The organism is Thermobifida fusca NBRC 14071 = JCM 3263, assembly GCF_001592045.1.
Classification (GTDB): domain Bacteria; phylum Actinomycetota; class Actinomycetes; order Streptosporangiales; family Streptosporangiaceae; genus Thermobifida; species Thermobifida fusca.
On sequence record NZ_BCWB01000049.1, the window covers coordinates 39849 to 51621 of the forward strand.

Annotated in this window: 10 protein-coding genes; 2 read left to right on the forward strand and 8 right to left on the reverse strand. The window is 67.0% G+C overall.

Going from position 1 to position 11773, the window contains the following annotated elements; genetic code table 11:
* Positions 1-6: 6 nt before the first annotated feature.
* From TF1_RS13155 to TF1_RS13180, 6 genes are all read right to left on the reverse strand, one after another.
* The gene (locus TF1_RS13155) at positions 7-447 is read right to left on the reverse strand and encodes a roadblock/LC7 domain-containing protein (RefSeq protein ID WP_011292868.1); all 441 of its coding nucleotides are present in this window, start codon (positions 445-447) and stop codon (positions 7-9) included.
* Positions 444-2954: a sensor histidine kinase gene (locus TF1_RS13160; RefSeq protein ID WP_061783933.1), complete on the reverse strand. Its 2511-nt coding sequence runs from the start codon at positions 2952-2954 to the stop codon at positions 444-446. Before TF1_RS13160 ends, TF1_RS13155 begins: the two co-directional genes overlap by 4 nt.
* A 269-nt stretch (positions 2955-3223) precedes the next feature.
* Entirely contained in the window at positions 3224-3619 is a 396-nt protein-coding gene (locus tag TF1_RS13165) for a DUF3592 domain-containing protein (protein ID WP_011292866.1), read from the reverse strand.
* Between the two features lie 43 nt (positions 3620-3662).
* Positions 3663-4325, reverse strand: a complete 663-nt coding sequence (locus TF1_RS13170) for a hypothetical protein (protein ID WP_061783934.1) — start codon at positions 4323-4325, stop codon at positions 3663-3665.
* A gap of 26 nt (positions 4326-4351) precedes the next feature.
* On the reverse strand, positions 4352-6181 hold the full coding sequence (locus tag TF1_RS13175; protein ID WP_011292864.1) for a VWA domain-containing protein: 1830 nt from the start codon (positions 6179-6181) through the stop codon (positions 4352-4354).
* A gap of 193 nt (positions 6182-6374) precedes the next feature.
* On the reverse strand, positions 6375-7814 hold the full coding sequence (locus TF1_RS13180; RefSeq protein WP_016189138.1) for a GuaB1 family IMP dehydrogenase-related protein: 1440 nt from the start codon (positions 7812-7814) through the stop codon (positions 6375-6377).
* Positions 7815-8045: 231 nt separating this feature from the next.
* On the opposite strand from TF1_RS13180, the gene TF1_RS13185 reads away from it, so the two are divergent.
* Positions 8046-9017, forward strand: coding sequence for a CDP-alcohol phosphatidyltransferase family protein (locus TF1_RS13185; protein ID WP_011292862.1), 972 nt, complete (start codon positions 8046-8048; stop codon positions 9015-9017).
* 232 nt (positions 9018-9249) lie between these two features.
* Here the strand turns inward: TF1_RS13185 and TF1_RS13190 are convergent, their stop codons facing one another.
* Together TF1_RS13190 and TF1_RS16180 are read right to left on the reverse strand one after the other, a co-directional pair.
* Positions 9250-9519 (reverse strand): hypothetical protein, encoded by a 270-nt coding sequence (locus TF1_RS13190; RefSeq protein ID WP_152436263.1) that lies wholly within the window; start codon positions 9517-9519, stop codon positions 9250-9252.
* A 191-nt stretch (positions 9520-9710) separates the two neighbouring features.
* Positions 9711-9848: a hypothetical protein gene (locus TF1_RS16180; RefSeq protein ID WP_016189136.1), complete on the reverse strand. Its 138-nt coding sequence runs from the start codon at positions 9846-9848 to the stop codon at positions 9711-9713.
* Between the two features lie 550 nt (positions 9849-10398).
* Between TF1_RS16180 and TF1_RS13195 the strand changes: the two genes are divergently transcribed.
* Positions 10399-11773 (forward strand): amidohydrolase (locus tag TF1_RS13195; protein ID WP_255266186.1); only part of this gene is annotated, 1375 nt, incomplete at its 3' end.

Consider the following 11773-nt stretch of genomic DNA (forward strand, 5'->3'; position numbering starts at 1 on the left):
TCTCCGCTATCGCGTGGAGGCCGCGGTCGTCTGACCGTGGGCTGGTGACTCTGCGGTGCTTCGGGGGGAGGACTCCAGGAACCGGCCGACCTGTTCCACCAGGACGTTCATCTCGTAGGCGATGAGCCCCACATCGGACCCTTCCCCAGCGAGCACTGCCAGGCAGGCGCCGCTGCCCGCCCCGGTGACGAACAGGTAGGCGTGCTCCATCTCCACGACGGTCTGCAGCACTCGGCCGCCCTTGAACTGGCGTCCGGTGCCTTGCGCAAGGCTCTGGAATGCTGAGGCGATCGCGGAGAGGTGTTCGGCGTCCTCCGTGGTGATGTCCTTGGACTTCCCGATGGGAAGCCCGTCGGCGGACAGCACGATCGCGTGCTGGGCACCGACCGCGCGCTCCACGAGTTCGTCGAGCAGCCAGTCCAGATCACGGGGTGCGTTGTCGGTCACTGTGCATCCTTCTCGGTGTCGTTCAGCAGCTTCTTACCGTCCTCGCGTCCTTTGCGGGTGCCCTGTTGGAATGCGGTCAGGGTCTGCCGGAGACGCGTTGGACGTTCCATGTCATTGGTGGATGGCCCTGTCTCAGGGGAAGAAGCCGTTTCTTCAGTCGGGTCGTCGCACAACTGGGGGACGAGATTCACTTGGGGGATGCGACGCGGCAGCGGAGGACGGCCCTCCGTGGCGGCGGGCTGCGGACGCTGCGGCGCGTCAGCCGGAGAGGAACCGGAAGGGGCAGGAGGAGTGGGGCGGCGGGCCGCGCCCTCGGTGGCCAGTTCAGGGAACGTGCTCACCCCAGGAATCCGCCGGGGCAACCTCGGCGGCTGGGCGGGCGCCTGGGAGGACGAGGGGGTGGTGAGCATGTCCCCGTCGCTTTCGGAAGCCTCCTCGGACGGGGCACCGGTGGGCGACGCAGCCGGCAGGGCCGGGGTGCGCACCCCGCGCTGCGGCAGCCCGCTGCCCGTCTCTCCGCCGTCCGTGTTGGCGCCGCGGAGGGGGGAGGGCTGCTCGTCGACGATCAGGTTTGCCGGCAGCAGCACGATCGCCAGTACACCCCCGTAGGGGGAGGTGCGCAACTGCACCTTGATGTGGTGCCGCCGCGCCAGGTGGGAGACCACGAACAGGCCCAGCCGCGTCTTCTCGTTGAGACGCATCACGTCGAACTCGGGCGGATCGGCCAGCATCGCGTTGGCCGACTCGAGCTCGTCGTCCTTCATGCCCAGGCCGCGGTCTTCGATCTCGATCGTCACCCCGTTGGGCACCCGGTCCGCGCGCAAGTGGACCTTGGTGTGCGGCGGGGAGAAGGTGGTCGCGTTGTCGACCAGCTCGGCGACGAGGTGGATGACGTCAGCGACCGCGTTGCCCTGCACGGAGACCGGGGCGATCCGCTGCCGTTTGACCCGGGAGTAGTCACCGCACTCCGAGATCGCACCGCGCAGCACGTCGATGAGCGGCAGCGGGTGGTGCCAGGTGCGTCCAGGGTTCTGGCCGCCGAGAATGAGCAGGTTTTCTGCGTTCCGCCGGGCCCGGGTGGCGAGGTGGTCCAGTTTGAACAGGTCGGTGAGCTGCTCCGGGTCCTCCTGTTCGCGTTCGAGCTTGTCCAGGATGCGCAACTGGCGGTGGACCAGGGTCTGGCTGCGGTGGGCGATGTTGAGGAACACGCGGTTGACACCCTGGCGCAGTTGCGCCTGCCGGACCGCGGCTTCGACCGCCGTGCGCTGGGCGGCGGTGAAGGCACGGCTCACCTCGCCGATCTCGTCCTCGGACTCGCTCAGCGGCAGGATCTCGGCTTCGACCTCCACCTCGGAGTCGAGCGGCTCGTTCTTCTTCAAACGGTCCATCAGCGCAGGCAGGCGCTTGTCCGCCAGCTCCTGGGTCTGGTCGCGCAACTGTACGAGACGGTCGACGAGCCGTTGCGACGACCGGGTGGAGTAGACCAGCACGGTCGCGGTGAGCGCGGCAACCCCGAGCGAGCCGAGCACCGCGATGAGCAGAGACTGGTTGGCGTCCGAGCGCTGCACCTGCGCACCCCAGGTCGCCTGGCTGGCCCCGATCTCGGTGAGGGCGTCCTTCACCGGCAGGTAGGCGGACCGCCATTCGGCTTCGTCCACCGGCAGGCTCAAATCTTCGACCTCTTGCCCGGTGTAGGGGTCGAACTCCGTGGTGATCATCCGGTTGGCGATCTCGTGGATGAGTTCGTGCAGGTGGACGTACTCTTCGTTGTCCCGCAGGGACGCGAGCATGTTCGTGGGCTCGGGGCCAAGATAGTCGTCGACCGCTTCCAGCATGGATTCGTATGCGCCGACCTGCGCCACGAACTCGTGCTGGTCGTCCATGGAGAACTCGCCGGTGGCGAAGCCGCGGGAGAGTTTCGCGTCGGCCTGGGCGAGCGCGTCGACGACACGGAACATGGAGACAGCGCTGACCGAAGGTCCGACGACCTCCGGGCTGGGAACGGACCGGGCCTGCTCGTCGAAGAGGTCGGCACCCGCCATGACCAGGTCGTTGTAATACTCCTCGACCTCTTCACGGTCGATGTTTCCCTGGTCGACCCGGGCACGCAGCTCGCCGATTTCCTCGAATTTTTCGTCCAGGTAGGTGATGCGTTTCTGGACTTTCTCGGGGGACAATGACAAAAGGCCGCGGAATTCGTCGAGGATATTGCCCATGCGCTGGTCGACGTCTGCGCGGACGTCGAGGAGGGTCTCCCGGGTCTCTCGGGGGCGGTCCAGGTAGGCCATGGTCACCGAACGCTCATCCATGACCGCGGTCAGTGCCAGGGCCGAGGGGAGAAGGAGACGGTCGTTGGCCTGGACGTAGGCGTACTGCACCACCGTCCCGTAGGCCAGGTAGACGCTACCGATCAACCACAGGACGACCAACGCCGAGACCGGAGCGAGGACAATTCTGCGGAGGCGGGTCTTGATCAGGGGAGCCCGCTTCTTCTTGGCTGCCTGCACTGCTCTCCTAGAGGACCGGGGCCGCTGAGCACACATGGGGAAAAGGCCGACGGATACTGTGACAGCGATGACGGCCGGAGCCGAGGGCCACCCCCTGTGCGAGAGAGGGCGGCGCGGTGTGCTGAAGCGCGTAAGCGGTCAAAGGGTAAGGAAACCAGCAAGGATCGTACCGCGTTCGGCTAACTCCATGGTGATCATTCCGGACGAAAACCGAAGAACCGGATGAGATGCCATTGCGGTGGGATCTTAGAGCCGAGCCGTCGGCGCGGTTATCCCCAGGTGAGGAAACCGAGGAAACAGCCGATCAGAAGAATGCCTGAGGCCACGGTCAGGAAAAGTGTGCGGGGCCACAGGCTCAACCACGGGGCAGCGACGACTCGAGCCCGCTGCGGGTTATCCGGATCGTAGGAGACGGTGACGGGATCACCGTAGCGGGCAGCCGACCAGGAGGAGTTGTCGTGCAGAGCCAGGACCTCCTCCCCTTCTTCGGTGCGGAACCGCACGATCATCCGCGAGGTGCTGTTGGTTTCGGCATAGCCGACGATCGTGCCTTCGGCTCGCTCGCCGCGTCGCCCCAGCAGCCACGCGGCGACGATGTCCCGTACCAGCCACACGAGGGAGCACAGGCCGATTCCGATAGGCAGGAGAGGGTAGTAGCGATCCATCGATCGTGGTCCGAAAGCTCGGTCGGATGGCTATGGGCTGCGGTCAGTTCGCCGGCGCCTGCGGGGTGCGCGGAGGCTCCGGCCCCAAGATCTCCGTGACCATGCTCTCACCAATGTCCACGCCGTAGCCGATGTTTTCCAAATCGGTAGCAAGCCGGTCCAGGGCGGCCACATCGGGAGCGGCCCCAGGGGAGGCCGTAGCCAAGAATCGGGGGACCGCGGCCTCCAAGTCCCGGGTCGCCGCGTACATGCGGCGCCGTATCTCGGCGTGGCGGGACTCCACATAGCGTGCCCGTCCCCGGGAGTGCGGATGCTGTGCCAGGTTGTGGACCAGCGCGGACAGCTCCTGGCTGCGGCGGACGAGGTGGTCAATGGACGCGGCGATCTCACCGGCCCGCCAGACGATGCGGGAAACCCGGTCCCCCAGCGGCCCTTCCAGGAACGGTGCGGCCACGTCCTGCAGGGAGACGGCGGCCGCGTGCGCGCGGCGGGCGCAGCCGGCGTCGACCGCCACCGGGTCGGCGGGCAGCTCCGTCTCGGACGGGGCGGTGGGGAACAGGAAGCCGAACACGAGCACCGCGGTCAACCAGATGATCACGGCGATCACGAAGGCTGCCCAGACGGGGAGGGTCACCGCCCAGGCCAGCCCGCCCGCCACCGCGCCGCACAGGAGGCACCACGGGTTGGCGAACTTCCGTAGCTGCATTCTCTGTTCCCCTCCGAATCCCGCCGCTAGAAGTTGGAGATCACTGCTTCGAACACCTCGTCGATGCTCTGGGGGTCGGAGGCGTCGTAGGCCGCGGCGTTGGTAGCTTCCGCGATCTGAGTCATCGTCTTCAGGTCCGCGTCCTCGCCGTAGCTGATGGTGAAGATCCGCACCCCCTGCTGCCCGGGTTCCGGGGTGATGCTGTCGAGGAGCTTCTCCAGGCTGATGCCGTTGAGATCTTCGTTCTTCCCGTCGGTGAGGAACACAACCGCGTTGATGGCGTCCGGCCGGCTGTGCTCGGCGACGAGCGTGTGCGCGGCCAGCGCGGTGTCGTAGAGGCCGGTACCGCCCCCTGGCGGCAGGTTGGAGATCCGCTCCGCGAGCTCCTCCCGGCGGGGTGTCCCGTTGACCGAGGCGCCGAGCGGGCCGAGGGGCACGAGCTCCCGCCAGTCCTGCCCGTTGTCCTCCAGGTCGGTGCTGAACATCCACAGCCCCACGCGGTCGCTGTCAGAGAACTCGTCGAGGGACGTGATAGCGGCCTCCTTGGCGAGCTCCAGGCGGGTGCTTCCCGTGCCCGGGACCGATTCCTGCATCGAGCCGGACGTGTCGATGACGAGGAGGACGTTGGCGGGCTTGCGGAGCTCAGCCCAGTTCTCCAGCATCGCGTTGAGCACGTTCGCCGACGGCAGGGAGAGCTCGACCGGCTCTGCGGGCAGCACCCCGTTCTCCTCGGTCAACAGGTCCCCGGTGCGCCCGTCGTGCCCCCGGAACGCGTTGTCCAGGAACACCTGCTGCGCCTCGTCGCTGAGGAGGTAGTCCAGGAAAGCCGCCGCAGCGGCGCGCTTCGGCTCGTCCGCCCAGTCCAGGACCACGTAGGGGTGGTCCGACATCAGGGTGCCCTCTTTGGGGTAGACCGCGACGAGCGGCACGTTCGGCGGTTCGGCGTCTTCCGCGGTTGCCGGGTCGCCGCTGGGGTTGCCCTGGTTGTAGTGCACCACCGACATCTCCTCCACCGCCACCGCGGAGACGTAGGTGAGCCCTTGCCCTTCCGCGTCGGCGCGGCGCAGGTTGGCCAGGAACGTCATGGTGATGTCGCCGTAGTGGACGATGGAGCGCTCCACAGCGCTGACGAACGCGCGGGTCTGGCTGGAGTTGATGTCGTCGACGGTGAGGTCGGAGGCCATACCCGTGCCCGCGAAGTAGGTGCCGACGGTGGCGTTGAGCCCGGACGTGGAGTAGTTGGGGTTGGTCTTGCCCATGCGGAACTCGCCCCACTCGGGGTGGCCGACCGATCCCCATCCTGCTTCGCTGTCCGCAAGGTCGTGCAGGTCTACCCAGCCGAGCTCCTTGTCCGGCCAGCCGAGCGCTTCAGCCATCGGCCGGGGCATGGCGATGACGAGGGGGGAGTTGGCGATCGAGGGGGTCTCTTCCGGGATGAGTGAGGCGCGGTCCTGTTCGGTGACCCGCTGCCGGGTGATCTCCACCCAGCCGGAGCTTGCCGGCGACCACACATCGGGGCGGGGGCCGTACTCCTCTTCGTCCCATTCCCCGGCGGCGAGGGCGTCCATGGTCATCCCGGAAGACTGTTCGACGATGGAGACTTCCACGCAGCCTTCGTCGATCCGGGTGCCGCTGTAGTCCTCGGCGAGCTGCCGCATCACCCCGGCTTTCTCCGGTGAGGACGCCACGGTCAGGGAGATGGCGTCCCCAAGGCATCCGAACTGGGCGAGCGAGGGCAGTTTCGCTCCGGTCGCCACCCACCGCACAAGGGCGATGACGAGGACCGCGACAACGGCGACGATGAGAAAGGGAAGGAACCGTCGATGCCGTGGTGGAGAAGAAGCCTGGTAGACCACTGAATCCCGTCCTTGGTGCCGCTCCGCAGGTGTCCCCCGAGATGTAAGCCCCCGATGCTTTAGAGGCAGCGTAGGCAGAACAGGTTGCACCAAGGACAAAAAAGTATTTTTGTAATGAAAGTGCCGTTTGTCGGATTTGGGGCGGTGATGTGGTGCAGCCCCTGAGCACCCAGGAGCCGCACCCCAGCCCTGGTCACCAGCCGTGCAGCACCGGCTTGCCCTCGTTGTACCCGGCGACGCTCTGGACTCCGATCACCGCGCGCTCGTGGAACTCCGCCAAGTTCGCCGCGCCAGCGTAGGTCATCGCGCTGCGTACCCCCGCCACGATCATGTCGATCAGGTCTTCGACGCTGGGGCGCTCCGGGTCCAGGTACATCCGCCCAGAAGAGATGCCCTCCTCGAACAGGGCTTTACGCGCCCGCTCGAACGGCGAATCGTCCGCGGTGCGCAGCCGGACCGCGCGGGCCGAGGCCATGCCGAAGCTCTCCTTGTACAACCGTCCCTCCGAGTCCCGCAGCACATCCCCGGGAGACTCGTAGGTCCCGGCGAACCAGGAGCCGATCATCACATTGCTCGCCCCGGCGGCCAGCGCGAGCGCCACGTCACGCGGGTGCCGGATCCCCCCGTCAGCCCAGACCCACTTGCCGAGTTCCCGGGCGGCGGCAGCGCACTCCACCACGGCGGAGAACTGGGGACGGCCCACCCCCGTCATCATGCGGGTGGTGCACATCGCCCCCGGCCCCACCCCGACTTTGACGATGTCGGCGCCGGCCTCGACGAGGTCGCGCACCCCTTCAGCGGTCACCACGTTGCCCGCCACCACCGGCACCTGCGGGTCCAGGGCCCGCACCTGGCGGAGCACCTCGAGCATCTTCTCCTGGTGGCCGTGCGCAGTGTCCACAACCAGGGTGTCCACCCCGGCCTCCAGGAGTTTCGCTGCCCGGCCCGCCACATCGCCGTTGATGCCCACGGCGGCGGCGACACGCAGCCGTCCTTGCGCGTCCACGGCGGGCCGGTAGAGGGTGGCGCGGAGCGCCCCGGTGCGGGTCAGCACCCCGACCAGAGCCCCGTTGCTGTCGACCACGGGGGCCAGGCGGTGCCGGGAGTCGTGCAGGATGGCGAACGCCTCCTGCGGGTCGGTGCCCGCGGCGAGGGTGAGCAACTCGGTGGACATCACCTCGTGCAACTGGGTGAAGCGGTCCACCCCCACACAGTCCGCCTCGGTGACGACACCGATGGGACGGCGTTCCTCGTCGACGACGATGACCGCGTTGTGCGCCCGCTTAGGCAAGAGGTTGAGCGCGTGGCCGACCGTCTCCGTCGGCGCCAGAGTGATCGGCGTATCGTGCACCAGATCACGGGTTTTTGTCCACTGGATCACATCCGCTACCACATCGGTAGGGATGTCCTGGGGTAGGACGACCAGACCACCGCGGCGTGCCACGGTTTCGGCCATGCGGCGACCGGCAACCGCTGTCATGTTCGCCACTACGATAGGAATAGTCGTACCTGTACCATCATGCGATGTCAGGTCAACGTTCATCCGGGAACCTACAGATGAACGTTGGGGAACCATGAACACATCGCCGTAGGTCAGGTCGTGGGTGGGCACCTGGTCGTTGAGAAAGCGCACGTCCACCTCGATTTCGATGTTGGGCGGCCTTGGTGAAAGACGCGACCCTGTTCCCACGTCACGCCTCTCACTTTTTTCAGATTATGGTTCGCCAACCGTCATCCCGGCAGAGCGGTGACCATCGGATCTCCCGTCCCACCACTCCGCCCGGGAAAACGTGTCCTCGCATTCTCCGGGGGCGTCCACCCGATGTGGAGTCTCTCCACCCCGTTACAGGAGTAACACAAGACGATGACAGCCTTCACGCTTGCTGAAATCCAGGAGCGCACGTACAAGAAACGTGATGCCTGGTGGACGGTGTTCCTGGTCGATCCGCTCGCCGGACGGCTGGTCGTCTGGACTGCCAACCACACCTCCATCACCCCTAACCAGCTCACCTTCGGAGCCGGACTCCTGGGTTTGGGGGCGGCGGCGTGCTTCACTCAGGCGACATGGCCCTGGCTGGTGGCTGGAGCGCTGCTGTTCCACCTCAGCTTCGTGCTCGACTGCATGGACGGCAAGATCGCGCGCCTCAAAGGCACCGGTACGGTGTTCGGGGCCTGGGTCGACTTCGTCTTCGACCGCATCCGGTTCTTCGCCTGCATGATGGCCCTGCTCCTCGGCCAGTGGGTCCACACCGGAGAGATCGCCTACCTGCTGCTCGCGCCGCTGCTCACCTTCTTCGACCTGCTGCGCTACCTCAACGGCACGCAGATCGCCAAGACCCGGCGCACCATGCGGCGGCGGTTGAACGCGCTGCTCGGCCAGCAGAACGACCAGCCTGAGCAGAGCGAGAACGAGCCGGGGGCCGCCGAAGACGCGGAGAGCACTGAGACCGAGACGACCGTCTTCCCCCAGCACCAGCAGCCCAAGGACGACAAAAAAGAGGGCGTGGTCTCCTCGATGGCGCCCGTGTTCACGAGGTTCAGCACCTACCAGCGCCTGCGGGAAGCGCTGCTGCGCCACCGGGTCCGTCCGCACCTGTTCAGCGGGATCGAATTCGAGATGTTCGTGTGCATCGTGGCACCTTTGACCGCTCTCGTCTCGCTGTTCACCCCGTGGCCGCACTTCATCATTCCCGTCTCTGTCTTCGCTGGCGCCGCGCTGATGCTCTTCGAGGCCGTGCTGGTGGTCAAGCTGTGGCTGGACACCCGGGTCTTCGAAGCCGGCATCCGGCAGCTGACCGCTGCTGCCGAGGCCGAGGCCAACGCCGCCGCCAGCTGACCCCGACAGGTTTCCTGGTCCGGAAGGGCCCTCACCGGCCTCTCCGGACCGTTGAGCCGCTGGACCGCTCCACCGCACGGGAGCGCTCCGCAGCAGACGGCCGCAAGAGCCACGAGGCGTCCGGTTCGACGAGCGGGCGCACCACCGCCCTGACCCACGGCAGGCAGAGGACAAAGGCCAGCGCCAGCCCTGGGCCGGTATTGACCGCCATCCCAGAGCCCTGTCGGCCAGCTCATCCCGGCCGAAGGGCCAGCGTCAGGGCGAGAGCCGCCAGCATGCAGCCGGACCGGCTCAGCAGTCCGAGCCCCAACGGGTCGATACCGCGGTCGACCAGGCTCGACCGCCAGGAGAACCACGCACAGTCCACGTAGTGCGCCGCAGGCACGGCCGCCACCAGCGAGACGACGACCGTGAGCGCGGACAAGTGCCTCGGCTGCAGCAGGGCGAGCACGAAGAACGGCAGCAGACTCAGCATCCGCCCCAGGCCAAGTACGTCCCCCAACTCCGCGAAGCCACGGCGACAGAGACCCCTACCGCTGTGGTGAGCGGCCACCGCAGCCGCTGCCCCGCGGGAACACGCAACCGCCAGCCAGACAGGGCCACCAGGAACCGCAGGGGCCACGCCGGCTCCAGTGGGCCGTCGGAAATCTCGGGCCCACCACGAGCGCCCAAAGCACGTGCCCTCCCAGAAGATCAGGTAGGGGAAGCCAGCCCGAGCACCAGTTTTTCCACTCGCCGCGGAGAAGCGTCGAACCGCTGCGGCAGGTAGCCGCTGATCAGGATGGACGCGGGCCTGCAGAACGCGTAGACCCGCGTGGAGACCGCGTTCACCAAGGGGTTCCCCAGATCGGATCGATCGCGGGGCCGAACACCATCAAAGCGACGAGGGGGAATTTCGCATTCTCCAACCGGGAATCGCGTTGCTGGCGTGCTGCGGCAGGTACGGCAGTCGTAGGAAAGAAGGGCGTTGGGACCACACGCTCTCCGAGAGAACGATCACCAACGGAGGCTGCGGGAGAAAGCGGTTCGACAGCACAGCACTTGTTGTGACAGACAGTAATCCCGAGAGAATTCTGGGAGAAGGATAAGAGGACTCTCAGGAAAGCCCGGCGAGAAAAGCTGGAGAGATGGGCTGCTGGGACACGGTCTTCCCCACCCGGCTCCCCTCGACTCCAGGAGCGGAGCACCGGAGCGCGCACGTCCGCCGGCCCGGGAAGCGTGTTGAGATTCCCGACGTGGGCGGCAACAATCGTTGCGGGTCGCGTGCGTTCCGCCGGGCCCGACCACGGTCCGTTCCATCGAACCGACATAACGAAGGCGGTGGCAAGTAGTGCCGCAGGCGGTCGATCCACGACGTGTCACGGAACACGGCAGCGAGGTCATGCGACTCGTCGACGAGATTTTCCCCCTCGTCGAGGGTTTCTACGTTGACCTGCACCGAAACCCTGAATTGTCGCATCAGGAGCACCGCACCTCCCAAGCCGTGGCCGAATGGCTGTCCCGGGCGGGGTACGAAGTCACGACCGGGATCGGCGGTACCGGGGTCGTCGGGATCCTCCGCAACGGTGAAGGACCGACCGTGCTGCTCCGCTGCGCTATGGACGCCCTGCCCCTCGCAGAGCAGACCGGTCTGCCCTACGCCAGTACCGCCCGCGGGACGATGGCCGACGGCCAAGAAACGCCGATCATGCACGCCGCCGGCCACGACGCGCACACCGCCTGCCTGGTCGGGACAGCAGACCTGCTGTCCAGTTCACGGAAACACTGGAGCGGCACCCTGATGGTCGTCGCACAGCCCGGCCAGGAGACCCTGGACGGCGCCGAGGCCATGCTCGCTGACGGTCTCTACGAACGCTTCGGGCGCCCCGACATCGTCCTCACCCAGCGGGTCGGCCCCCAACCCGCCGGAATGATCGCCCACCGGGCCGGGGTCATCCTCGGCATGTCCACCACCGTGGGAGTGCGGATCTTCGGCAGCCCGGGCCACGGCGGATTCCAGCCGCAGACCGGTGTCGACCCCGTGGTCATCGCCGCATCCATCATCACACGCCTGCAGACCATCGTCGCGCGCGAAGTCAACCCCAGTGAGATGGCGGTCCTCACCACGGGAGTGGTGCGCGCCGGAACCAAAGCCGACCTCGTCCCCGACGAGGCGTACCTGGAAATCAACACGCGCTGCCTCAACGAGCGGGTAGCCGACCGGATTTACGCGGCCATCGAACGCGTAGTCAAAGCCGAAGCCGCTGCCTCGGCAGCCCTCCGCGAACCCGAGGTCACCGAGATCCGCAGGACCAGCCTGATCCGCAACCACGCGCAGCACACCCGCGCGGTGTCCTCCGCCCACCGGGCCTACTTCGGCGACGCCTATGTGATCGACCTGCCGGAACCTTTCGCGGTTGGCGACGACTTCGGTGCGTTCGGGCTCCCTGATGACCCTGAACCCGTGCCATACGTTATGTGGCTCCTCGGCTCCACCCCGCACGACGTGTGGTCCGCCGCCCCCGGAGCCACCCCCTTCGACAAACTCGCGTCAGTGCCGGGCTCCCACTCCTCCCAATTCGCCCCCGATCGCGAAGCCACCCTGCGCGCCGGAATCGCCGCACTCACGATCGGTGCCCTCACCTATCTGGGCCGCACCTCTGGACCGGGACGGGCCACCTCCGGCCTGGCGCAGATCGCCAGTTCCCGGATCACGGAGGACGAGTCGACGCAGAGCGCGGACATGGAGGCGCTGCTCGCGGACGATGATGAGGGGG